At 57.1% G+C, this 24,182-nt stretch carries 17 protein-coding genes; 6 read left to right on the plus strand and 11 right to left on the minus strand.

Going from position 1 to position 24,182, the window contains the following annotated elements; all coding sequences use genetic code 11:
• Positions 1-3 precede the first annotated feature (3 nt).
• The 6 genes from dmsA to lrp form a co-directional block, all read right to left on the minus strand.
• Positions 4-2,448, minus strand: a complete 2,445-nt coding sequence (dmsA, locus tag V4835_RS16225) for a dimethylsulfoxide reductase subunit A (protein WP_331412841.1) — start codon at positions 2,446-2,448, stop codon at positions 4-6.
• A gap of 211 nt (positions 2,449-2,659) precedes the next feature.
• Complete coding sequence (serS, locus tag V4835_RS16230; protein ID WP_143347290.1) at positions 2,660-3,952, minus strand: serine--tRNA ligase; 1,293 nt, start codon at positions 3,950-3,952, stop codon at positions 2,660-2,662.
• Between the two features lie 92 nt (positions 3,953-4,044).
• Positions 4,045-5,388, minus strand: coding sequence for a replication-associated recombination protein RarA (gene rarA, locus V4835_RS16235; RefSeq protein ID WP_029739490.1), 1,344 nt, complete (start codon positions 5,386-5,388; stop codon positions 4,045-4,047).
• Between the two features lie 9 nt (positions 5,389-5,397).
• On the minus strand, positions 5,398-6,012 hold the full coding sequence (lolA, locus tag V4835_RS16240; RefSeq protein WP_023310983.1) for an outer membrane lipoprotein chaperone LolA: 615 nt from the start codon (positions 6,010-6,012) through the stop codon (positions 5,398-5,400).
• Between the two features lie 128 nt (positions 6,013-6,140).
• On the minus strand, positions 6,141-9,830 hold the full coding sequence (locus V4835_RS16245; RefSeq protein WP_331412842.1) for a DNA translocase FtsK 4TM domain-containing protein: 3,690 nt from the start codon (positions 9,828-9,830) through the stop codon (positions 6,141-6,143).
• 135 nt (positions 9,831-9,965) lie between these two features.
• Positions 9,966-10,460, minus strand: a complete 495-nt coding sequence (gene lrp / locus V4835_RS16250; protein WP_002439523.1) for a leucine-responsive transcriptional regulator Lrp — start codon at positions 10,458-10,460, stop codon at positions 9,966-9,968.
• A gap of 544 nt (positions 10,461-11,004) precedes the next feature.
• Here lrp and trxB point away from each other — a divergent pair.
• The 5 genes from trxB (at position 11,005) to infA (ending at position 16,828) form a co-directional block, all read left to right on the plus strand.
• Positions 11,005-11,973, plus strand: coding sequence for a thioredoxin-disulfide reductase (gene trxB / locus V4835_RS16255; RefSeq protein ID WP_331412844.1), 969 nt, complete (start codon positions 11,005-11,007; stop codon positions 11,971-11,973).
• 114 nt (positions 11,974-12,087) lie between these two features.
• A complete protein-coding gene (gene cydD, locus V4835_RS16260; RefSeq protein WP_159513768.1) occupies positions 12,088-13,854 on the plus strand; it encodes a heme ABC transporter permease/ATP-binding protein CydD in 1,767 nt (588 codons plus the stop codon).
• Positions 13,854-15,575: a heme ABC transporter ATP-binding protein/permease CydC gene (gene cydC, locus V4835_RS16265; RefSeq protein WP_331412846.1), complete on the plus strand. Its 1,722-nt coding sequence runs from the start codon at positions 13,854-13,856 to the stop codon at positions 15,573-15,575. The genes cydD and cydC overlap by 1 nt, the downstream gene beginning before the upstream one ends.
• A 45-nt stretch (positions 15,576-15,620) precedes the next feature.
• Positions 15,621-16,325: a leucyl/phenylalanyl-tRNA--protein transferase gene (aat, locus tag V4835_RS16270; protein WP_063144430.1), complete on the plus strand. Its 705-nt coding sequence runs from the start codon at positions 15,621-15,623 to the stop codon at positions 16,323-16,325.
• A gap of 284 nt (positions 16,326-16,609) precedes the next feature.
• The gene (infA, locus tag V4835_RS16275) at positions 16,610-16,828 is read left to right on the plus strand and encodes a translation initiation factor IF-1 (RefSeq protein WP_002211347.1); all 219 of its coding nucleotides are present in this window, start codon (positions 16,610-16,612) and stop codon (positions 16,826-16,828) included.
• Between the two features lie 71 nt (positions 16,829-16,899).
• On the opposite strand, the gene V4835_RS16280 is transcribed toward infA, so the two are convergent.
• The 3 genes from V4835_RS16280 to clpS all read right to left on the minus strand — a co-directional run bounded on the left by V4835_RS16280 (position 16,900) and on the right by clpS (position 20,434).
• Positions 16,900-17,349 (minus strand): hypothetical protein, encoded by a 450-nt coding sequence (locus tag V4835_RS16280; RefSeq protein WP_331412847.1) that lies wholly within the window; start codon positions 17,347-17,349, stop codon positions 16,900-16,902.
• A 457-nt stretch (positions 17,350-17,806) separates the two neighbouring features.
• Positions 17,807-20,086, minus strand: a complete 2,280-nt coding sequence (gene clpA / locus V4835_RS16285; protein WP_023335109.1) for an ATP-dependent Clp protease ATP-binding subunit ClpA — start codon at positions 20,084-20,086, stop codon at positions 17,807-17,809.
• A gap of 27 nt (positions 20,087-20,113) precedes the next feature.
• A complete protein-coding gene (clpS, locus tag V4835_RS16290; protein WP_006174393.1) occupies positions 20,114-20,434 on the minus strand; it encodes an ATP-dependent Clp protease adapter ClpS in 321 nt (106 codons plus the stop codon).
• Positions 20,435-20,701: 267 nt separating this feature from the next.
• Here clpS and cspD point away from each other — a divergent pair, with 267 nt between their 5' ends.
• Entirely contained in the window at positions 20,702-20,923 is a 222-nt protein-coding gene (gene cspD, locus V4835_RS16295) for a cold shock-like protein CspD (protein WP_063144440.1), read from the plus strand.
• A gap of 70 nt (positions 20,924-20,993) precedes the next feature.
• On the opposite strand, the gene macB is transcribed toward cspD, so the two are convergent.
• Positions 20,994-22,934 carry a macrolide ABC transporter ATP-binding protein/permease MacB gene (gene macB, locus V4835_RS16300; protein ID WP_063144441.1) on the minus strand — a complete coding sequence of 647 codons (1,941 nt, stop codon included), beginning with the start codon at positions 22,932-22,934 and terminating at the stop codon, positions 20,994-20,996.
• Positions 22,931-24,046 carry a macrolide transporter subunit MacA gene (gene macA, locus V4835_RS16305; protein ID WP_331412850.1) on the minus strand — a complete coding sequence of 372 codons (1,116 nt, stop codon included), beginning with the start codon at positions 24,044-24,046 and terminating at the stop codon, positions 22,931-22,933. The genes macB and macA overlap by 4 nt, the downstream gene beginning before the upstream one ends.
• Positions 24,047-24,182: the final 136 nt, after the last annotated feature.

Below are 24,182 nucleotides of genomic sequence, written 5' to 3' on the forward strand. Positions count from 1 at the left end.
TCCTTAAACCTTTTCAACCTGGACAAGGTTTGTGTGGGATGGGTTGCCCTTCGCAAGCGGCGACGGACGCTGCGTGGTCAGCACGTTAATACTGCCCGCCTGGTCGATGCGGTTGGCATCGGGGCTGTACCAGGCCCCTTCCCCCAGCGCCACCACGCCTGGCATCATGCGCGGCGTCACTTTGGCCTCAATGTGCACCTCGCCGCGACCGTTGAAGATGCGTACGCGATCGCCATTGCCGATGCCGCGTGCTTTGGCATCCATCGGGTTGATCCACATCTCCTGACGGCAGGCGGCTTTCAGTACGTCGACGTTGCCGTAGGTGGAATGCACGCGCGCTTTGTAGTGGAAACCGGTCAGCTGCAGCGGGAATTTCGCCGTCAGCGGATCGTTGTAGTTTTCGAAACCTGGCGTGTAGATCGGCAGCGGATCGATAACGTCCCCTTCCGGCAGCTCCCATGTCGACGCGATTTTTGCCAGCTCTTCGGAGTAGATTTCGATTTTGCCCGACGGCGTGGTCAGCGGGTTCGCCTGCGGGTCTTCACGGAACGCTTTGTACGCTACGTGATGCCCTTCCGGATCGCGCTGTTTGTACATACCCTGCTTGCGGAAGGTATCGAAATCCGGCAGGTCAGGGATCGCCTTACGGGAAAGTTCATGCAGATGGCGCATCCACCCTTCCTGAGTACGCCCCTCGGTAAACTGCTGCTCAACGCCAAGACGTTTCGCCAGCTCAGAGGTCATCTCATAGATGGTTTTGCACTCGAAGCGCGGTTTAATCGCCTGGTCGGTAAAGATGACGTAGGACATGTTGCCGCAGGAGGCGTCCAGGGCGAAATCCATCTGCTCAGAGGCGGTGCAGTCCGGCAGCAGGATATCGGCATATTTCGCCGAGGAGGTCATGTGGCAGTCGATCACCACAATCATCTCGCACTTCTTATCATCCTGTAGAATTTCATGGGTGCGGTTGATTTCAGAGTGCTGGTTGATGAGGCAGTTACCGGCATAGTTCCAGATCATCTTGATCGGCACGTCCAGCTTGTCCTTGCCGCGCACGCCGTCGCGCAGGGCGGTCATTTCCGGGCCGCGTTCGATCGCATCGGTCCACATAAACATGGAGATGCTGGTCTGAACAGGGTTATCCAGCGTCGGCATACGTTCAAACGGCACTTCATACGAGCCTTCGCGCGCGCCGGTGTTACCGCCGTGAATGCCCACGTTACCCGTCAGAATAGAAAGCATTGAGATCGCGCGGGTCGCGATTTCGCCGTTCGCATGACGCTGCGGTCCCCAGCCCTGGCTTATATAGGCCGGTTTGGCTGAGCCAATCTCACGCGCCAGCTGAACGATACGCTCCACCGGAATACCGGTGATGGTGGACGCCCACTCGGGCGTTTTCGCTACGCCATCGCTGCCCTGACCGAGAATGTAGGCTTTGTAATGCCCGTTAGCAGGCGCGCTGGCTGGCAGGGTTTTCTCGTCATAGCCGACGCAGTATTTATCCAGGAAAGGCTGATCGACGAGGTTTTCGGTGATCATCACCCATGCCAGCGCTGAAACCAATGCCGCATCGGTACCCGGACGGATTGGGATCCACTCGTCTTCACGTCCGGCACCGGTGTCGGTATAGCGCGGATCGATGATGATCATGCGGGCATTGGATTTGGCGCGGGCCTGTTCGAGGTAGTAGGTTACCCCGCCGCCGCTCATGCGGGTTTCACCCGGGTTGTTACCGAACAGGACGACCAGCTTACTGTTTTCGATATCAGACGGGCTGTTGCCGTCCGCCCAGCCGCCATAGGTGTAGTTCAGGCCAGCAGCGATCTGCGCTGAGGAGTAGTCGCCGTAGTGGTTCAGATAACCGCCGCAGCAGTTCATCAGGCGCGCCACCAGCGTTTTACCCGGCGGCCAGGAGCGGGTCAGCGTGCCGCCGAGCGTTCCGGTACCGTAGTTCAGGTAGATGGATTCGTTGCCATACTCTTTGATAAGGCGCTGCATGTTGGTGGCGATGATGTCGTAGGCTTCATCCCAGCTAATGCGCTCGAACTTCCCTTCACCACGCTTACCGACGCGCTTCATCGGATATTTCAGGCGGTCCGGGTTGTACACGCGACGGCGCATGGAGCGGCCGCGCAGACAGGCACGAACCTGATGTAACCCTTCGTAGTTATCGTCCCCGGTATTATCGGTTTCGACATATTTAATTTCACCATCCACCACATGCATACGCAGCGGACAACGGCTACCGCAGTTTACGGTACAGGCACTCCACACCACTTTTTCCGGCGTGGTGGCCGGGGACAGTGCATCTGCCGCCGACGCCAGTCGGGTAAAAGGGAGCGTGAAGGCACTACTGGCTACGGCCAGGCCGCCAATTGCCGTGGTTTTCATCAACCCACGGCGAGTGACCTCGGCAGCCATTAATGCTTCAGGCGCGTTGATTTTCATAGAGACTCACTTTGGTTGCTCACAAAGAAAAGAGAGGCGGCGCATACCGCTATGTAGTTTTATATATAACGAGTTTCTTCGTTATCAGCTTTTTATGCTGACTTTCATTCGGAGGAGTATTACTACTTTAGAGGGAGAGGTTATTGCTTCGTATCAAATCAAAGGCATAAAAAAAGCGCCCTGAGGCGCTTTTTTGTTTTAAGACAAATTATTAGCCGATGTACTGCTGGCCTTTCATGTACGGACGCAGCACTTCAGGGATCTCAATGCGACCGTCCGCCTGCTGGTAGTTTTCCAGCACGGCAACCAGCGTACGACCCACAGCCAGACCAGAACCGTTCAGGGTATGCACCAGACGGGTTTTCTTGTCAGATTTGCTGCGGCAGCGAGCCTGCATGCGGCGCGCCTGGAAATCCCAGACGTTAGAGCAGGAGGAGATCTCACGGTAGGTGTTCTGCGCAGGCACCCACACTTCCAGATCGAAAGTCTTGCAGGCACCGAAGCCCATATCACCGGTACACAGGGCCATACGACGGTATGGCAGACCCAGCAGCTCCAGCACTTTCTCAGCGTGGCCGGTCATCTCTTCCAGCGCGTCCATGGACGCTTCAGGACGGACGATCTGCACCATCTCAACTTTGTCGAACTGGTGCATACGGATCAGACCGCGCGTGTCGCGACCGTAAGATCCTGCTTCAGAGCGGAAGCACGGAGAGTGTGCAGTCAGCTTAATTGGCAGGTCGTCTTCATCGATGATCTCATCACGCACGAGGTTAGTCAGCGGCACTTCAGCGGTTGGGATCAGCGCGTAGTTGCTGCTGTCGGCTTCCTCGTCCAGCGGACGGGTATGGAACAGATCGCCGGCAAATTTCGGCAACTGACCCGTACCGTACAGCGTATCGTGGTTGACCAGATACGGCACGTAGGTTTCGCTGTAGCCGTGCTGCTCGGTGTGCAGATCCAGCATGAACTGCGCCAGCGCGCGGTGCAGATGGGCAATCTGGCCTTTCATCACCACGAAGCGAGAACCGGTCAGCTTAACCGCCGCCGCAAAGTCCAGGCCCGCGTGCATTTCGCCCAGCGTCACGTGATCGCGCACTTCAAAGTCAAACTCACGAGGCGTACCCCAGCGTTTCACTTCAACGTTGTCGTTCTCATCTTTGCCGACAGGCACGCTGTCGTCAGGAATATTCGGGATAGCCAGGGCGATATCACGAATTTCGGCCTGAAGAACGTCCAGCTCAGCTTTAGCCTGATCCAGTTCTTCACCCAGTTTGTTCACTTCCAGGCGTAATGGCTCAATATCTTCCCCGCGCGCTTTCGCCTGGCCGATGGATTTCGATCGAGAGTTACGCTCTGCCTGCAGATTTTCAGTTTGTACCTGCAGTACTTTACGACGCTCTTCAAGAGCGCGCAGCTTATCTACATCCAGCTTAAAGCCCCGGCGTGCCAGTTTTTCAGCGACTGCGTCTGGCTCATTACGCAGCAGATTGGGATCGAGCATGCTTATCCTGTGCTTATCGAATTAAAATAGGAAAATGTGGCCACAGCCTGCGGCCACAAGGATACATTGCCAACATTACCGCAACGATTGAACTAACGGTAGCGTTTTATAGGGCTATTTTGATCCTGTCCGGCGAGCCAGGTGAGCTTTTCACCAATCTTGCCTTCAAGACCTCTGTTTGTGGGGTGATAATAGCGCGTTTGTGCCATCTCCTGCGGGAAATACTCCTCCCCGGCAGCGTAGGCATTGGGTTCGTCGTGAGCGTAGCGATACTCCTGCCCGTAACCCATCTCTTTCATCAGCTTGGTCGGCGCGTTACGCAGGTGAACCGGCACATCGTAGTCCGGGCGTTCGCGCGCGTCGGACATCGCCGCTTTGAACGCAGTATAAACCGCATTGCTTTTCGGTGCGCAGGCCAGATAGACAATCGCCTGCGCAATGGCTCGTTCGCCTTCCGCAGGTCCAACGCGGGTGAAGCAGTCCCAGGCCGACAGCGCGACCTGCATGGCGCGAGGATCGGCATTGCCGACATCTTCTGACGCAATCGCCAGGCAGCGACGCGCGACATATAACGGATCGCCACCCGCAGTGATAATGCGCGCGTACCAGTAAAGCGCCGCATCCGGCGCGCTGCCGCGCACGGACTTATGCAGCGCCGAGATCAGGTCGTAAAAACGATCGCCTTTGTTATCGAAACGCGCGCTGCGTTCACCGGCAATTTCGGTGAGCAGCTCCTGCTTCAGCACCCGCTTACCGGCATCGTCGACTTCGGCCATATCGGCCATCATTTCCAGCGTATTCAGCGCCCGACGCGCATCGCCGTTGACCAGCTCGGCAATCGCACGACGCGTGTCGTCGGGCAAAACGATATCCTGCCCGCCGTAGCCGCGCGCTTTGTCGTCCATCGCCTGGGTGAGAACCTTTTCGATATCCTCGGTAGTCAGCGATTTGAGAAGGTAAACGCGCGCGCGGGACAGCAGGGCCGAGTTCAGTTCAAACGACGGGTTTTCTGTGGTCGCACCGATGAAGAAGATCGTGCCGTCTTCAATATGCGGCAGGAAGGCATCCTGCTGGCTCTTGTTGAAGCGGTGGACTTCGTCCACGAAGAGGATAGTGCGCCGCCCGGCATTGCGGTTCTGCCGCGCACGTTCGATCGCCTCACGGATCTCTTTCACGCCGGAGGTGACCGCCGAGATGCGTTCAACGTCCGCGTTGGCATAGCGGGCGATCACTTCTGCAAGCGTGGTCTTGCCGGTGCCAGGGGGACCCCAGAGGATCATGGAGTGAAGATGCCCGGCCTCAATGGCGCGCGGCAATGGCTTACCGGCAGCCAGCAGGTGCTGCTGGCCGATGTACTGCGCTAAATTTTCTGGCCGCATACGAGCGGCCAGAGGTTGAAACGCGTTATCTGAAAAATCGAGCGACAGATTGCCCACTCACGCCTCTTACTTATTGCGTTGGTCGTCCACCGTTACGCCCTGCGGCGGGGTAAAGGTGAATTTCGATGCATCAACGGCGCCGTTCTGCTGAGACTTGAGCTGGTAGCTGCTTCGCTGATCGTCCTGCTCAACCGCGCCGAACTGATTAATGGTACCGTTGGTGCTTACGTTAATGGTGAACTGCTTCAGGTTGCCGTTGCTGCCTTTCGGCGTCAGGACAAACTCGTCACCCGTCTGTTTAATATTGTACTGCTGCCAGTCGCTGGACTGGTTACGGGCAATCAGCATAAACGGCGTATTGCTGGTGGCATCTTTCAGCCAGGTCGCCGTTGCCTGCTCAACGAACGGGTTGAAGAACCATAAGGTTTTGCCGTCAGACACCAGGATGCTCTCATCCGGCTGGGTCATGTGCCAGTTGAACAGATTTGGGCGTTTTACCCACAAATCTCCCTGGCCTTCCTGCACCGCGTTGCCGCTGCCGTCAGTCACTTTTTGCGTGAAGCTGGCGTGGAAGCTGCTTACTTTATCCAGTCGGCTTTTAAGGTCGCTGGCCGCATCAGCCCAGACGCTGCTGGCGACAAAACTGGTGAGTAATGCACAGGCGATGGCGATTTTTTTCATTGTTATTCCTTAAAATACGTCTTCCCGATATGGGGTTTCCGTCTTCTATTCTGGACCTGCCCGAAGGCAGGCGACAGAAGAAAATGCTTAATTTTGGCTGATTTACCCTTCTTTGCAATCGCTGAAGGTTAATCAAACGGCGGCGGTGCCAGCACCTCGCGGTTACCGTTATGCCCCTGCTCGCTCACAATGCCCTGCGCTTCCATCTGCTCGATGATACGCGCTGCGCGGTTATAGCCAATGCGGAACTGGCGCTGCACGCCAGAGATGGACGCTTTGCGTTTTTCGGTAACGAAGTTAACCGCCTGATCGAATAACGGATCCAGCTCTTCACCGCCGTCGAAGCCACCGCCGCCGCCTTCGCTTTCCGTATCGTTGGTAATGCCGTCTACATATTGTGGACGACCGCGCGCTTTCCAGTCCTGCACGACGGCGTGAACTTCCTCATCGCGGACGAACGCACCGTGGACACGCACCGGAGAGGTGGAGTTCGGGCCGGAATAGAGCATGTCACCCATACCCAGCAGCGACTCTGCGCCGCCCTGATCAAGAATGGTACGGGAGTCAATTTTACTGGATACGGTAAAGGCGATACGCGTCGGGATGTTCGCTTTGATAAGACCGGTGATAACGTCCACGGAAGGACGCTGGGTCGCCAGCACAAGGTGAATACCGGCCGCACGCGCTTTCTGCGCCAGACGGGCAATCAGCTCTTCCACTTTCTTACCGACGGTCATCATCAGGTCAGCGAATTCATCGACCAGCACGACGATATAAGGCAGTTTTTCCAACACCGGATGCTGAGCATCCATGCTGTCACCCGGCTTCCAGTAAGGATCCGGGATCGGACGTCCCATGCGCACCGCCTGAGCAATTTTCTCGTTATAACCGGCCAGGTTACGCACGCCCAGCGCAGACATCAGCTTGTAGCGGCGTTCCATCTCATTGACGCTCCAGCGCAGGGCGTTGGCGGCGTCCTTCATGTCGGTCACAACTTCGGTCAGCAGATGCGGGATGCCTTCGTAGACCGACAGTTCGAGCATTTTCGGATCGATCATGATGAAACGCACATCTTCCGGCTGCGCTTTATAAAGCATGCTGAGGATCATGGCGTTCACGCCGACAGACTTACCGGAACCGGTGGTACCCGCCACCAGCAGGTGAGGCATTTTCGCGAGATCTGCCACCACCGGATCGCCCGCGATATCTTTACCCAGCACCACGGTCAGCGGGGATGGGTTATCGCGGAACTTGGTGTTATCCAGCACTTCACGCAGGTAGACGGTCTGACGTTTCTTGTTCGGCAGCTCAAGGCCAACGTAAGGTTTGCCTGGAATCACTTCCACCACACGCACCGCCACGGTCGACAGAGAACGCGCCAGGTCGCGGGACAGGTTGGAAATGCGCGCGGCTTTAACGCCAGGTGCCAGGTTCAGTTCAAAACGTGTAATAACAGGACCCGGCGAGTAGTTCACCACGTCCGCCTTGATGCGGAAATCAGCCAGACGGGCTTCGACCAGACGCGCCATTTGTTCGAGCGCGAAGGTATCGACCGGTTCCACTTCTGACGGCGGCGGCGTTAACAGATCCAGAGACGGCAGCGGCGTGCTTGGACGCTGCAGCGGACGGCTGTCACCGTTACGCATCAGGAGCGGGTGAATCAGGCTCTCCTGCGGCTGAGGCGCAGGCTGCTGGAACTGCGGCGGCTGTGGGGGTTGCTGCGGTTGCGTATACGGCTGCTGAACAGGTTGTTGTGGCTGCGCGTAAGCCTGTGGTGCTGGCTGCTGGCGCACAGGCTCTGCTTCCGGCATCACGCTCGGAGTAAATAAAGGCTCGCTCGGGCCATCATCCACCAGATCCTTCATCGGCGAGAATTCAAAATCTGACAGCGAGAACGGATTTGCACCAGCCGGTTGTTCACCGGAATAGCGCTGCTGCTGGGTGGCAGCAAACTGGCGCGCCAGTTCTGCTTCTGCCGCGTCCTCTTCGTCTTCCAGCACCGATTCATCGTGCTGATATTCTTCACCGTAGCGCTGATTCTGCTGCGCAGCGAACTGGCGGGCCAGCTCGTCCTGCTGCATTTCATCCGCGTCATCTTCGTACTCAGGCTCGCGCGCTTTCTCTTCGGCCATACGCTGGGAAGGCAGCTTGATACCATAAGAGGCAAGCTCACGGCGGGTTGGAACGCGAACGCGGTTAGGGCGAGGCAGTTGCGGACCAATCCCCTCCTTCACCTGAGGACGTGGCGCGCCCCCTGTTGCCAGGCTAAAGACAGGCGTCGCCACGGCAGCGGCCGCGGTAGCCTGCTTCACGCTTTCCGCTACGGGTGCGACTGCAGGTGTCGGGTCGACCGGTGGAACGGAAACAGAAGGCGCTTTCGTCACCGGCTCCTGCACCGGTTCAGGCACGGGCTGATACCAGGCCGCCAGCTGCTCGCGTTCACGCGCGCGACGCTCTTCAACTTCTTCAAAATAGTACATAGGTGGACGAGAGGGTTTTACCTCTTCCACGATTTCAGGTTCAGGCTGCGGCTCAACATAAGGCTGCGCAGGTTCAACCGGTTCAGGCGCATACTCCTGATAAGGTTGGGCCACAGGCTGCTCATAGTGCGGGTAATCTTGCGGTTCATACGCAGGCTGCGGCGGCTGGTAAGGCTGCTGCCACTGCTCCTGCTGCACAGGGATGTAGCTTTCAGGTTCTGGCGCGATAACGGGCTCCGGCGTGTGAACGCCCGGCGCAGTCTGCCAGTCAACCTGAGGTTGCTGAATGACGGATTCCGGCGGCGAAACCGGCGCGGACGGCATCACGGCGTCGACAGGCGCGGCATACGCCTGCGCAGCGGTCGTCGCGGCGGCGGCAGCCGCAACCGGCTCGGTAACAGAGTGGCCATTTAACAGCGGATCGTATTCGTCGAAGTCACCCGGCGTGGCCCGGCTGCCGGAGAAGAGCACATCGTCAGGATCGACGGCGACACCCGCCGCGCGATACGCCACCTGCTCGTCTTCATCCATACGTTTACCGGAGAAGAGTGCCGCATCGGTTTTACGGCCAAGCGGGTTGGCAAATTTCTCAGCAACACGCTGACGACGCGCCAGCGCGCCGCGCAGAATACGCGCGCGACGAGATTCGCGACGCTGCACAGGGGCATCGTCTTCCTCTTCATCTTCGTATTCATCTTCATCAACCCACGTATCGTCACGGCGGGTACGGTTGCTGGCGAAGGTCAGAATAGTGAGGATAAAACTGCCGATCTTCTCGGCAATGCTCACCCAGGACCAGCCGGTGAATAACGTCAGCCCCGCCGCCCAGATGCAGAGCAGCGCCAGCGTGCCGCCGCTGCTGTGCAGCATCGGCTGTAGCGCGGAACTGAGTAAGCTGCCGATCACCCCGCCAGAGGCGAAGTACCAGATATCATCCGCATTAATTGCTGCCAGCCCGCACGAGGTGAGGATCAGAGCCAGCGCGCCAATCAGGCGCAGAGACACGGCGAAATAGTCGATGTAATCATCGTTTTGACGATGACGCCACGCAAACCAGCACCCGCCAATGATAATGACGGGAAGGGTGTAGGCCATCACACCGAAAATGAAAAACAGCGTGTCCGCAAGCCAGGCACCGGGGACACCGCCTAAATTATGGATAGGCTCATGCCATGCAGTTTGTGACCAGCTGGGATCTGAGGGGTTGAAACTGAGTAAGGCTGCCATCAGCCAGACGGCAAAAAGGGCAATAACAATCAGCAAAGCCTCGAGGAGACGACGTCCGCTGCTTAGCTTCGATAGTGTGACTTCTTTGTCTTCAGTGTATTCCTGGCTCAAGAAAGGCTCTCCAGGTATCAGGCATATCCTGCCTGTTTGCTAAAACGGACAACAGCGCCGGGACTCCCCGGCACTGTTGCTGTATGGATTAACAGGAGTGTAATCAAACTACGCTGATTTTGCACCTGTTCCGTGTTAGCGCGTCTTAATAACCAGACGATTGCTCTGTTTGACCTCTTCCATCACCACATATGTACGGGTGTCGTTCACGCCTGGCAGACGCAGCAGGGTTTCCCCCAGCAGCTTACGGTAGGCGGACATATCAGGCACACGGGTTTTCAACAGGTAGTCGAAATCACCGGATACCAGGTGACACTCTTGAATTTCTTCAAGTTTTTGTACAGCGGAGTTAAATTGCTCAAACACATCCGGCGCACCACGATTCAGAGTAATCTCAACAAATACCAGAAGTGAGGCATCCAGATAATGCGGGTTCAGCAGAGCCGTATAGCCCTGAATAAAACCCTGTCTTTCCAGTCGGCGCACACGCTCAAGGCACGGCGTCGGGGAAAGTCCCACACGTTTTGAAAGCTCGACGTTGGAAATACGCCCATCCTTTTGCAATTCATTAAGAATGTTACGATCGATACGGTCGAGATCTTTGCCAGGGCGCTTCTTGCTATCTACCATTATTATTGTCTCTCTGTATTCCTTCCCTACTCCTGCCTGGACCCTGTGCACATCACTGTTCAGAGCCTGTACCCGTTAGTCATCACATCGCCTGGTTTTGTATTAGACGCGATGCGGATTCGGGTTCTGTTGGTAAGAAGACCGTTGCCCGAAAGCAGTCACCGACATCACGTATGGCGTCTGTCCACGCCATGCGTAGATTTCACTGACCCGGTAAAAATGGCATTTACGTGCATGCCTATGCGGCATACGGTTAACGCGGTTTTTTTTCTTCCTTGAATGTTTTCGCAAAAGCGCAGGGGATTGTCAAAGCAAAACATCGTTTTTTAGTACAACATGCCGGATATTCATTACGGCAGGGTATTAATCCTCATTTTATTGCCTTACAAACGAGCGATTTTCAGGAGAAAGCGTGATGTTATAGCGCCTCATTCATCGTCCGTGGCTATTACACAGATTGATATCAAAATTGCTGCGCTCTTTTTTTACGACAACAAATTCCCTACAATCCAGCCAAATGTCTGCCAACAACAATGGGGATCTCATGGGCACGGCCAAACACAGTAAGCTGCTAATCCTTGGTTCTGGACCTGCGGGATATACCGCAGCGGTCTATGCTGCACGCGCTAACCTGCACCCGGTACTCATCACCGGTATGGAAAAAGGCGGTCAGCTGACCACCACCACCGAAGTGGAAAACTGGCCAGGGGACCCGAACGACCTGACCGGGCCGCTGCTGATGGAACGTATGCACGAGCATGCCGCCAAATTCGAAACCGAAATTCTGTTCGACCACATCAATAAGGTCGATCTGCAGAACCGTCCGTTCCGCCTGACGGGCGACAGCGGCGAATACACCTGTGACGCGCTGATCATCGCCACCGGTGCTTCTGCCTGTTACCTCGGTCTGCCATCCGAAGAAGCGTTCAAAGGCCGCGGCGTCTCTGCCTGCGCAACCTGCGACGGTTTCTTCTACCGCAATCAGAAAGTCGCGGTCATCGGCGGGGGCAACACCGCAGTAGAAGAAGCGCTCTACCTGGCGAACATTGCCTCTGAGGTGCACCTGATCCACCGTCGCGAAACCTTCCGCGCGGAGAAAATCCTGATCAAACGTCTGATGGATAAAGTGGCAAGCGGCAACATCGTGCTGCACACCAACCGTACCCTCGAAGAGGTGACGGGCGACCAGATGGGCGTTGCCGGCCTGCGTATCCGTGATACCCAGAACACCGATAACGTCGAAACGCTTGAAGTGGCGGGTCTGTTTGTGGCGATCGGTCACAGCCCGAACACCGCGATCTTCGACGGTCAGCTGGAGCTGGAAAACGGCTACATCAAAGTGCAGTCCGGCATTCACGGTAACGCGACCCAGACCAGCATCCCGGGCGTGTTCGCGGCTGGCGACGTGATGGACCATATTTATCGTCAGGCGATTACCTCTGCGGGCACCGGCTGTATGGCCGCGCTGGACGCTGAACGCTACCTCGATGGACTGGCTGAACAAGGTAAATAATCTTTACAAGTCAGTAACAAACGTAAATAAAGGCGGCGATAAGTCGCCTTTATTGTCTCCCCGTTGTAACATTGCGCTGCCCAATTTCTAATAACGTCACCTGCAAAGTACGCAATGGAAAAAACCCGTCAACAAGAGTTAACACGCTGGCTGAAACAGCAAAGCGTTATTTCCCGCCGCTGGCTTACGATTTCCCGTCTCCTGGGATTCGTTAGCGGTCTGTTGATTGTTGCCCAGGCATGGCTGCTGGCCCGCATTCTTAATCACATGATCATGGAGAACATCCCGCGCGAGGCACTCCTGCTGCCCTTTATTGTCCTGATCCTGATTTTTATCCTGCGCGCCTGGGTGGTGTGGCTGCGTGAGCGCGTCGGTTTTCACGCCGGACAGCACATCCGCTACGAGATCCGCCGTCAGGTGCTGGATCGCCTTCAGGAAGCAGGGCCCGCGTGGATCCAGGGTAAACCGGCCGGTAGCTGGGCGACGCTGATCCTTGAGCAGATTGACGATATGCACGACTACTATGCGCGCTATCTGCCGCAGATGGCCCTTGCCGTCTTCGTTCCGCTGCTGATCGTGATCGCCATCTTCCCGGTGAACTGGATGGCTGCGCTGATTCTGATGGGCACCGCCCCGCTGATCCCGCTGTTTATGGCGCTGGTCGGCATGGGGGCAGCGGATGCCAACCGCCGTAATTTCCTGGCGTTAGGTCGCTTGAGCGGCCATTTCCTCGATCGTCTTCGCGGCATGGAGACGTTACGCATTTTTGGCCGCGGTGAAGCGGAGACCGAAAATATTCGCCAGGCATCGCAGGACTTCCGTCAGCGCACCATGGAAGTGTTACGCCTCGCCTTCTTGTCTTCCGGCGTACTGGAATTCTTTACCTCACTGTCGATTGCCCTCGTGGCGGTCTACTTCGGCTTCTCCTATCTCGGCGCGCTGGATTTCGGCCATTACGGCACGGCGGTGACCCTTTCCGCCGGGTTCCTGGCGCTGATCCTGGCCCCGGAGTTTTTCCAGCCGCTTCGCGATCTGGGGACCTTCTATCACGCCAAAGCGCAGGCGGTTGGAGCAGCCGATAGCCTGAAAACGTTCCTGGAAACGCCGCTGGCGCACCCGGAGCGGGGCGACGTGACGCTGAATGCTAAAGACCCCGTGACCATTGAAGCGCAGGACTTTTCCATTCTGTCACCCGAAGGCAAAGTGCTCGCGGGTCCGCTGAACTTTACCTTGCCTGCCGGACAACGCGTGGTGCTCGTCGGCACCAGCGGTTCCGGGAAAAGCTCTCTGCTGAATGCGTTATCCGGTTTTATGGCCTACACGGGTTCACTGCGGATCAACAAAACTGAACTGCGCAACCTCGATCCTGATGCCTGGCGCAAACAGCTCAGTTGGGTGGGCCAAAACCCGCAGCTTCCAGCCTCAACGCTGCGCGAAAACGTCCTGCTGGCGCGCCCGGATGCGCGTGAAGATGAACTGCAATCGGTTCTCGACCGCGCCTGGGTCAGCGAGTTTCTGCCGCTGCTCCCGCAAGGTGTAGATACCGTGGTCGGCGACCAGTCCGCCGGACTGTCAGTCGGACAGGCGCAGCGTGTGGCGGTTGCCCGCGCGTTGTTGAATCCTTGCCAGCTGATGCTGCTGGATGAGCCTGCCGCCAGCCTGGATGCCCACAGCGAGCAGCGCGTAATGGAGGCCCTGAACGCCGCCTCCCGGCAGCAAACCACCCTGATGGTCACCCATCAGCTGGAAGGCATTGCCGACTGGGACCAGATCTGGGTCATGGAGAACGGCCGTCTTGTTGAGCAAGGCGATTACGCCTCTCTCGTTGCCGCGCAGGGACCGTTTGCCGCCCTGCTGGCGAACCGTCAGGAGGACATCTGATGCGTGCTCTGCTGCCTTATCTTGCGCTCTATAAACGCCACAAATGGATGCTGACGCTGGGGATTGTGCTGGCGATTGTCACGCTGCTCGCCAGTATCGGCCTGCTCACGCTTTCCGGCTGGTTCCTGTCGGCCTCGGCCGTCGCGGGCTTTGCCGGATTGTACAGCTTCAACTATATGCTCCCTGCTGCCGGCGTTCGCGGTACCGCCATCACCCGTACTGCCGGACGCTATTTCGAACGGCTGGTCAGCCACGACGCCACTTTCCGCGTGCTGCAGCACCTGCGCATCTACACCTTCAGCAAGCTGCTGCCCCTCTCCCCTGCCGGGCTGGCGCGTTTTCGTCAGGGTGAGCTACTCAACCGCGTCGTAGCGGATGTCGACACGCTGGATCACCTGTACCTGCGCGTGATCTCCCCGATCGTGGGCGCGTTTGTGGTGATTGTGGTGGTCACGCTGGGGCTGTCTGTTCTGGATGTTCCCGTTGCGCTGACGCTGGGCGGGATCATGCTGTTGACGCTGATCGTTCTGCCGCCGCTGTTTTACCGTGCCGGGAAATCCACCGGGGAAAATCTGACGCGTCTGCGCGGGGACTACCGCCAGCAGCTAACCTCCTGGCTTCAGGGGCAGGCAGAGCTGACGATTTTTGGCGCAAGCAAGCGCTACCGTGCCCGGATGGAAAGTACGGAGCTGAACTGGCATGAGGCCCAGCGCCGCCAGTCGGAACTGACGGCCTTCTCTCAGGCGCTGATGATGTTAATTGGCGGCGTGGCGGTGATTGCCATGCTGTGGCTGGCCTCCGGCGATGTCGGGGGGAATTCACAGCCGGGTCCTCTTATTGCCCTTTTCGTCTTCTGCGCGCTGGCGGCGTTTGAAGCGCTGGCCCCGGTGACGGGTGCCTTCCAGCATCTGGGTCAGGTCATCGCCTCTGCCCTGCGCATCACCCAGATTGCGGAGCAGGAGCCTGAAGTCACGTTCAGTGCCGGGCAAACCGCTGTACCAGAGCAGGTTGCGCTAACGCTTGAAGATGTCACCTTCGCCTACGACAAGCAGACGCAGAACGCGCTGGACGGTATCAACCTTTCTGTTAAGGCAGGACAGCGGATTGCGATCCTCGGCCGTACCGGCTGCGGTAAATCGACGCTGCTGCAGTTGCTGACCCGCGCCAGGGATCCGCAGCGCGGTCAGATTCGTTTTAATAATACGTTGCTGACTGATTTCAGCGAGCAGGCCCTGCGCAAGACCGTGAGCGTCGTTCCACAGCGCGTGCATCTGTTTAGCGCCACGCTGCGCGATAACCTGCTGCTGGCCGCGCCAGAGGCCTCTGATGATGCGCTTCGCGCCGTGCTGGAGCAGGTAGGTCTGCAAAAACTGCTCGAGGATGAGGGATTGAACAGCTGGCTTGGCGAAGGTGGCCGTCAGCTCTCCGGCGGTGAGCTGCGCCGTCTGGCCATTGCGCGCGCGCTGCTGCACGATGCGCCGCTGATGCTGCTCGACGAGCCCACCGAAGGGCTGGACGCCACGACCGAGAGCCAAATCCTTGATTTACTGGCGAATGTCATGACCGGCAAAACCGTGCTGATGGTCACGCACCGCCTGCGCGGACTGGCGAGCTTTGATCGGATAATTGTGATGGACAACGGGCACATTATTGAGCAAGGTAATCACACAGAACTGTTGGCAAAACAGGGTCGCTACTACCAGTTTAAACAGCGTCTGTAGACTATATTTGTAGCGTCTTCACTCGCGTACTGGAGTTTTGCTGTCATGCGCCTGGTCCAGCTTTCTCGTCATAACATCGCGTTCCCTTCTCCGGAAGGGGCGCTGCGTGAGCCCAACGGGCTGCTGGCCCTTGGCGGTGACCTCAGTCCCGCTCGACTATTAATGGCGTACCAGCGCGGTATCTTCCCCTGGTTTTCCCCCGGCGATCCGATTTTATGGTGGTCCCCCGATCCGCGTGCCGTGCTGTGGCCAGCGCAGTTTCACCTGAGCCGCAGCATGAAGCGTTTCCATGCAAAATCACCGTACCGCGTTACCCTCAACCACGCCTTTGGTCAGGTCATTGAAGGCTGTGCCGAAGACCGCTATGAAGGGACATGGATAACCCGCGATATCATCACCGCCTACCACCAGCTCCATGAGCTTGGCTACGCCCACTCCATCGAGGTGTGGGAAGGCGGAGCGCTCGTCGGCGGCATGTACGGCGTGGCGCAGGGAACGCTGTTTTGCGGCGAGTCGATGTTCTCTCGTGCGGTTAACGCCTCGAAAACCGCGCTGCTGGTCTTCTGCGAGGCGTTTGCCCAGCGCGGCGGGCGCCTGATCGATTGTCAGGTGCTCAACGAGCACACTGCCTCCCTGGGTGCGGTTGAAATCCCGCGACGCCAGTACATCGAACAGCTGGACGCCAGCCGTCAGGAGAAGCTCCCGCGCGACTTCTGGATACCGAGAACGCTCTTTATGCCCAATGCCTAAATGTTTTCCGCATATTTTTTGTGAGGGTGTTATAATTATGCCGCAGAGTAGCTTCTGCCTGTTGCCCCGCCGCCGTTTGGGACCCTCGCTTCAGATAACGTCCTGACGTTTATCCTGTCGTCTCCCCTTTACGAATGCGCTTCCTGTTCGGTTGTACCGTGACGCTTGGGCAATGCGCAGAAAGTGTTTTGCTGCGTTTTAATCGCGCAATTCTTTACTTAATTGATGAATTTCGGCATTATCTTGCCGGTTCAAAACTTGGTAGTGATACCCCAGAGGATTAGATGGCCAAAGAAGACAATATTGAAATGCAGGGTACCGTACTTGATACGTTGCCTAATACCATGTTTCGCGTAGAGCTGGAAAACGGTCACGTGGTAACTGCGCACATCTCCGGTAAAATGCGCAAAAACTACATCCGCATTTTAACGGGCGACAAAGTGACTGTTGAACTGACCCCGTACGACCTGAGCAAAGGCCGCATTGTCTTCCGTAGTCGCTAATTGTTTTCGCCTGTAATGGCAGATGAATATTTAAAAGGTCGGGATTATCCCGGCCTTTTTTATTTATGGCTTTAGTGTTGCTGCGTCGGAAGATGTATTGTCATCCACGGTTGTACAGGAGCGATTAAATCCCCCGCCATCGAATGCGTAATGTCATGCAGCAGCCCCGTAAGGTGCGGCAACATATCACGGTCAAAATGCGACACCAGTAGCACATGGTTTAACGCCCGGCAGTAGTCGCATTTCGTTTCTGTATCTTCCAGCAACCACTCTTTTTGTCGCGGCTGTTCCGCTTCATCCTCAAATTCCACCACCTGAAAATCACGCATTGACTCTGTGAGGCCGGATTTCACCTCTTCCAGCCAGGCCCCGAGACAGCGGCAAACGGGCTGCGTTTGCGGGAGTGATTTGCAGTCGAGGAGTATTTCGGTGAGCAGTTTGCAGCGCTCGGCAAGGGTTGGGAGATCGGGGTTGAGGGAGAGTTCGCTGTAGAGTTGGGCGAAATTGTTTTCTGTATTCATTGGGTAATTCCTTCACACACTTTGAATTTACCATCGCAGGAAACGCCAATTTGCTGGCGGCGGACGAAAAGGAATTGGCGTACCAGTGTGTGTGCTACTGGCGCTTCAAAAGAAGCTTCCGATTCGCCCGCCAGATGCAGAATTATACCCTTTTCCTTAGGGCGAACGAAGCCTGCAGCATTACTGCTGCTCACACACTTTCAGGACGCCAATCCCGGCACCTGATTTTGCAGGTGCGCCGCCATTTTATTACTGTGGATTTATCCAGCAACTGACTTCGAAAGAAACTGGAAAGCGCCTCGCAAAATTCTCTGCGGCCTGTTGCCCTCACCCCAACCCTCTCCCACAGGGAGAGGGAGAAAACACTAAAAACGACAAATCTGTTGCCGTTTTGCTTTTACCTTGGCAGGCATAAAAAAACCGGGCAAAAGCCCGGTTTTTAACATTAACGTTCAACTCAGTGAGCCGCTTCCGGCTTGTGCTTCGCTGCACTCTGGAAATCGTACGTCAGTTCGTTCTTCGCCTGGTCCAGCGCCACGGTCACCTGGCCGCCGTCCACCAGCGAGCCAAACAGCAGCTCGTTCGCCAGCGGTTTCTTCAGGTTGTCCTGAATCACGCGCGCCATTGGACGAGCCCCCATCGCACGGTCGTAGCCTTTCTCGGCCAGCCAGTTGCGGGCCTCCTGGCTTACTTCCAGCGACACGCCTTTCTGATCCAGCTGAACCTGCAGCTCGACGATGAACTTGTCCACTACCTGATGGATCACGTCGGTAGACAGGTGATCGAACCAGATAATGTTGTCCAGACGGTTACGGAACTCCGGCGTGAAGATCTTCTTGATCTCCTCCATCGCATCGGTGCTGTTATCCTGGTGGATCAGGCCGATGGATTTACGCTCTGTTTCACGCACACCGGCGTTGGTGGTCATTACCAGCACCACGTTGCGGAAGTCCGCCTTGCGCCCGTTGTTGTCGGTCAGCGTCCCGTTGTCCATCACCTGCAGCAGGATGTTGAACACGTCCGGGTGCGCTTTCTCGATTTCATCGAGCAGCAGGACCGCGTGCGGATGCTTGATCACCGCGTCGGTGAGCAGGCCGCCCTGGTCAAAGCCTACGTAGCCCGGAGGCGCACCAATCAAACGGCTGACGGTGTGACGCTCCATATACTCGGACATATCAAAGCGCAGCAGCTCAATGCCCAGCGCTTTGGAGAGCTGAACCGTCACCTCGGTTTTCCCCACGCCGGTCGGGCCAGCGAACAGGAAGGAACCGACAGGCTTGTGGTCATGCCCCAGTCCGGCGCGGGCCATCTTGATCGCTTCGGTTAAGGCCTCAATGGCTTTATCCTGACCAAAGACCAGCATTTTCAGGCGATTGCCGAGGGTGCGCAGCGTGTCGCGGTCGCTCTGAGAAACGCTCTTCTCAGGGATACGCGCGATGCGGGCCACCACGGACTCAATATCCGCCACGTTAACGGTTTTCTTACGCTTGCTGGCCGGCATCAGACGCGCACGCGCCCCTGCCTCATCAATCACGTCAATCGCCTTATCCGGCAGATGACGGTCGTTGATGTATTTCACCGCCAGCTCCACCGCCGCACGGACCGCTTTCGCGGTGTAACGCACGTCGTGGTGCGCTTCGTACTTCGGCTTCAGACCGTTGATGATCTGCACCGTTTCCTCGACGGACGGCTCGGTCACGTCGATTTTCTGGAAGCGGCGCGCCAGCGCACGGTCTTTCTCAAAGATGTTGCTGAACTCCTGGTAGGTCGTGGAGCCAATCACGCGGATCTTGCCGCTGGAAAGCAGCGGTTTGATCAGGTTCGCGGCATCCACCTGGCCACCGGAGGCCGCACCTGCACCGATGATGGTGTGGATCTCATCAATAAACAGGATGCTGTTGGTGTCCTGCTCCAGCTGCTTTAACAACGCCTTGAAGCGTTTTTCAAAATCACCGCGGTATTTGGTGCCCGCCAGCAGAGAGCCGATATCCAGCGAGTAGATGGTGCAGTCGGCAATCACTTCCGGCACGTCGCCCTGCACAATGCGCCAGGCAAGACCTTCGGCAATCGCGGTTTTACCCACGCCTGACTCACCCACCAGCAGCGGGTTGTTCTTGCGGCGACGGCACAGCACCTGGATCGCGCGCTCCAGCTCTTTATCGCGACCAATCAGCGGGTCGATACCGCCAACGCGAGCAAGCTGGTTAAGGTTGGTGGTGAAGTTTTCCATACGATCCTCCCCGCCTGCTTGCTCTTCATTGTTATTGACCTGATTGCTGGAATCCGATGCCTGGTTAGGCTCGTCTTTGCGCGTTCCGTGAGAAATAAAGTTAACCACGTCGAGGCGGCTGACTTCGTGTTTGCGCAGCAGGTAGGCAGCCTGTGACTCCTGCTCGCTGAAGATGGCGACTAAGACGTTTGCGCCAGTCACTTCGCTACGCCCGGAAGACTGGACGTGGAATACCGCGCGCTGCAACACGCGCTGGAAGCTGAGCGTCGGCTGCGTGTCGCGCTCTTCTTCACTGGCTGGCAGCACCGGTGTGGTTTGTTCGATGAAGGCTTCGAGTTCCTGACGTAGCGCCACCAGATCCACGGAGCAGGCTTCCAGCGCTTCGCGGGCAGATGGGTTGCTAAGCAGTGCGAGCAGTAAATGCTCGACGGTCATAAACTCATGTCGGTGCTCACGCGCTCTGGCGAAAGCCATGTTTAAACTGAGTTCCAGTTCTTGATTGAGCATAGGCACCTCCCCCAATTTTATGCCTTATCAGGCCTTTTCCAGCGTACACAGCAACGGATGCTCGTTCTCCCTCGCATAGTCGTTCACCATCGCCACTTTGGTTTCCGCGACTTCGGCAGTAAAAATGCCGCAGATCGCTTTGCCTCGATAATGAACGGTAAGCATCAGTTGCGTTGCACGTTCTACATCATAAGAAAAGAACTTTTGTAGCACGTCAATAACAAATTCCATCGGCGTGTAATCATCGTTCATTAACATAACTTTATACATAGATGGCGGTTTTAGCGCGTCGCGCACTTTATCTTCCGCCAGCTGGTCAAAATCCAGCCAATCGTTGGTCTTACCCATTATGCATAACCACTTTGAATCTACCTCAGATGTTAGATAACAATCATCTATTACTGTCATCCGCGATGTCTGTCACAAACTGTTGCAATAGCGTTAACTGCTTCAAACTTTGGTTGATTATTGTCCCATCTCCAGCGCCAAACGCTTGACGACTTCTTTCGTTTCTCTAAATTGTACAAGCGTGAGATGGCGAGGTTTTGAACAGCCCCCACTCCACCACCGGTTCATTCCATCTTAACTTATAAGATTTACGAAGGATGTCGAAGCATGGAAATGGGTACTGTTAAGTGGTTCAACAACGCCAAAGGGTTTGGCTTCATCTGCCCCGAAGGCGGCGGCGAGGATATCTTCGCTCACTATTCCACCATTCAGATGGATGGTTACAGAACGCTCAAAGCCGGGCAGTCCGTCCGGTTCGATGTACATCAGGGTCCAAAAGGCAATCATGCAAGCCTAATCGTACCCCTTGAAGCAGAGACGGTTGCATAGCTCTCTGTTTTATTGTGTACATCCCGCAGTCAAAATGCCAGCCCGATCGGCTGGCATTTTTATTTTCGGGTTATTCCCGAGCCAGCGCGTCCACCGGATCCAGCCGCGCCGCGTTGCGGGCGGGCAACCAGCCAAACAAAATGCCGGTAAAGGTCGAACACAAAAATGCGGTAATAATGGCGACCGGCGAGAAGCCAATCTCCCAGCCGGGTAAAAAGAGCTGGAGCGCAAACGCGATCATCATCGAGAGCGCAATGCCCATCGCCCCGCCGACCAGACACACCAGTACCGCTTCAATCAAAAACTGCTGCAGCACGTCGCTGGCCCGGGCCCCGACCGCCATGCGGATGCCGATCTCCCGGGTGCGCTCGGTTACCGACACCAGCATGATATTCATCACCCCGATGCCGCCGACGACCAGCGAGATCACCGCCACCAGCGTGAGGAAAAGCTGAAGTGTACGTGTGGTCTTTTCCGCCGTTTTCAAGAGGCCGTCCATATTCCAGGTGAAGAAATCTTTCTTCCCGTGGCGCAGGGTTAACAGCCGCTCAAGCTGCTGTTCGGCGAGCGCGCTGTCGTAGCCCTCCTTCACGCGCACGGTGATGGAGTTGAGCCAGGACTGCCCCATAATCCGCCCTGAGATGGTGGTATAGGGCAGCCAGACGCGCAGGATCTTGCTGCTGCCAAACATCGACTGCTTCTCTTCCGCCACGCCGATGACCGTGGCAGGCATGTTGCCGACCAGGATCACTTCGCCTACCACGCTGGCTTTATTGGGGAAAAGCTGCCTGCGCGAGTTCGCGTCCAGCACCACCACCTGCGCCCTGCCCGCCAGTTGCTCGGCGTTGAAGGTGGCGCCTTCGCTGAAGGTCATGCCGTAGACGTTGAAATAGTCTCCGCTCACGCCGTTAGCGCTGGCGGCCACGTCAACGTTGCCCACGCGCAGACGCAGGTTCTGCGAAACCGCAGGCGTGGCGGAGTTCACCCACGGCTGCTTCTGAATCGCCGCCAGATCGTCGTATTTCAGCGCCTGCTGATACTGCGGCTCGTCGTCGCCAAAGTCTTTGCCGGGATAAACGTCAATGGTATTGGTGCCGATGGCGCGGATATCCGCCAGCACCAGCTGTTTCGCCGCGTCACCCACCACCACAATCGACACCACCGAGGCGATACCGATAATGATGCCGAGCATCGTCAACAGGGTACGCATTTTGTTGGCCGCCATCGCCAGCCAGGCCATGGTCAGCGCTTCACGAAAGCCGCTGGAGAACTGTCCCCAGCCGGTTGATGCCGGCAGCACTTCTTTCGGCGCCGCTGCCCTGGACTCACGCGGCGGCGGATTGCTGACCAGCTCGCCGTCGTGGATCTCAATAATGCGTTCCGCCTGCGCCGCCACCTGCGGATCGTGGGTGACGATAATCACCGTGTGTCCCTGATCGCGAAGCTGATGGAGGATCGCCATCACCTCTTCGCCGGAATGGCTGTCTAGCGCGCCGGTCGGTTCATCCGCGAGGATCACCTGCCCGCCGTTCATCAGGGCGCGGGCAATACTCACGCGCTGCTGCTGGCCGCCGGACAGCTGCGAGGGCTGGTACTCCACCCGCTCTGCCAGCCCCAGGCGCGTCAGCAGCATCTTCGCGCGCTCAAGGCGCTTTTTACGCTCGACGCCCGCATACACCGCAGGCACTTCCACGTTCTGGGCCGCATTCAGGTGAGAAAGCAGATGGTAACGCTGGAAGATAAAGCCGAAGTGTTCCCGGCGCAGCTTCGCCAGCGCGTCGCCGTCCAGCGTGGAGACATCCGTCCCGGCCACGCGATAGGTACCGCTGGTCGGTTTATCCAGGCAGCCGAGAATGTTCATCAGCGTCGATTTACCGGAACCCGATGCGCCGACAATCGCCACCATCTCGCCCGCCTCCACGCGCAGGGAGATGCCCTTCAGCACCTCCACCGGGCCGTCGCCGGAGGGATAGCTGCGACGAATGTTATTCAGCTCAAGCAGCGCCGTCATTTGGCGGCTCCGGGCAGGCTTTCGCTGACAACAACCTCCTCGCCCTCTTCCAGCCCTTTTACCACCACCACGTCGGTGTCGTTGCGCGCGCCAATCACGACCTCGCGCTCGCGCGTTTCGCCGTTGCGCAGCACTTTCACTTTATAACGGCTCTCCCCTGCGGATTCGCCGAGAGCAGAGAGCGGGATGGTCAGCACGTTCTTCACGCCGGTCAGCTGAATATGCACCTGCGCGGTCATATCCAGGCGCAGCACGCCCTGCGGGTTTGGCACCTCAAAGCGGGCATAGTAGAAGATAGCGTCGTTCACTTTTTCCGGCGTCGGCAGAATGTCTTTCAGCACGCCTTCGTAGCGCGTCTGCGGGTCGCCCAGCACCGTAAACCAGGCGTTCTGCCCCGGCTTAAGATGGATCACATCCGCCTCGGAGACCTGGGCTTTGACCAGCATGGTGCTCATGTCCGCCAGCGTCAGAATGTTTGGCGCCTGCTGCGCGGCGATCACCGTCTGGCCCTGCAGCGTGGTGATCTGGGTCACTTCGCCCGCCATCGGCGCGACGATTTTGGTGTAGTCGAGGTTGGTTTTCGCCGTATCCAGCGAGGCCTGATTGCGTTTGATTTGCGCTTCAATCGTGCCGATCTGCGCCTGTTTCACCGCCAGTTCAGTGGTGGCGGTATCGAGATCTTGTTTCGAAATAGCCTGGGTTTTGGCCAGCGCCTGCTGACGGGTCAGCGTTACCTGGGCCAGGTTACGTTCTGCCAGCGCCTGCGCGCGCTGCGCGCGCAGCTCCATCAGCGTGGCTTCCACCTCGCGGATCTGGTTCTCAGCCTGCTCGGGATCGATAACGCCGAGCAGCTGGCCTTTTTTCACCTTGTCGCCAATCTCAACCGACAGCGTTTTCAGCTGGCCGCTGACCTGAGCGCCGACGTCAACCTTGCGCAGCGCGTCAAGCTTGCCCGTCGCGAGGACGTTTTGCTGCAGTTCGCCCGGGCGAACAATCAGCGTCTGATACTGTGGCACCGGCGCATTCAGCACCTGCCATAGCCAGTATCCACCGGCTAAAACTACGACCGCCAGCAGCAGAAACAGCGTTCTGCGTTTTCCCTTGAGGTTCATAAATATTCCAAATAAATGTTCTGGCAATGATAAGTGTTGATTCTAACTAAACGACTCTTCAACGAAACCCCTGTTCTCCGAAATCGTCCTAATTTGTTTACGAGATGTTGACATTTCCCCTGCTGAAATAGCGATA

Source organism: Enterobacter cloacae complex sp. CARB60, assembly GCF_036487345.1.
Classification (GTDB): Bacteria; Pseudomonadota; Gammaproteobacteria; order Enterobacterales; family Enterobacteriaceae; genus Enterobacter; species Enterobacter asburiae_D.

Coding starts and splice junctions, on each gene's coding strand:
- dmsA (WP_331412841.1), bottom strand. CDS start 2,448: ATGAAAATCAACGCGCCTGAAGCATTAATGGCTGCCGAGGTCACTCGC.
- serS (WP_143347290.1), bottom strand. CDS start 3,952: ATGCTCGATCCCAATCTGCTGCGTAATGAGCCAGACGCAGTCGCTGAA.
- lolA (WP_023310983.1), bottom strand. CDS start 6,012: ATGAAAAAAATCGCCATCGCCTGTGCATTACTCACCAGTTTTGTCGCC.
- lrp (WP_002439523.1), bottom strand. CDS start 10,460: ATGGTAGATAGCAAGAAGCGCCCTGGCAAAGATCTCGACCGTATCGAT.
- trxB (WP_331412844.1), top strand. CDS start 11,005: ATGGGCACGGCCAAACACAGTAAGCTGCTAATCCTTGGTTCTGGACCT.
- cydD (WP_159513768.1), top strand. CDS start 12,088: ATGGAAAAAACCCGTCAACAAGAGTTAACACGCTGGCTGAAACAGCAA.
- cydC (WP_331412846.1), top strand. CDS start 13,854: ATGCGTGCTCTGCTGCCTTATCTTGCGCTCTATAAACGCCACAAATGG.
- aat (WP_063144430.1), top strand. CDS start 15,621: ATGCGCCTGGTCCAGCTTTCTCGTCATAACATCGCGTTCCCTTCTCCG.
- infA (WP_002211347.1), top strand. CDS start 16,610: ATGGCCAAAGAAGACAATATTGAAATGCAGGGTACCGTACTTGATACG.
- V4835_RS16280 (WP_331412847.1), bottom strand. CDS start 17,349: ATGAATACAGAAAACAATTTCGCCCAACTCTACAGCGAACTCTCCCTC.
- clpA (WP_023335109.1), bottom strand. CDS start 20,086: ATGCTCAATCAAGAACTGGAACTCAGTTTAAACATGGCTTTCGCCAGA.
- clpS (WP_006174393.1), bottom strand. CDS start 20,434: ATGGGTAAGACCAACGATTGGCTGGATTTTGACCAGCTGGCGGAAGAT.
- cspD (WP_063144440.1), top strand. CDS start 20,702: ATGGAAATGGGTACTGTTAAGTGGTTCAACAACGCCAAAGGGTTTGGC.
- macB (WP_063144441.1), bottom strand. CDS start 22,934: ATGACGGCGCTGCTTGAGCTGAATAACATTCGTCGCAGCTATCCCTCC.
- macA (WP_331412850.1), bottom strand. CDS start 24,046: ATGAACCTCAAGGGAAAACGCAGAACGCTGTTTCTGCTGCTGGCGGTC.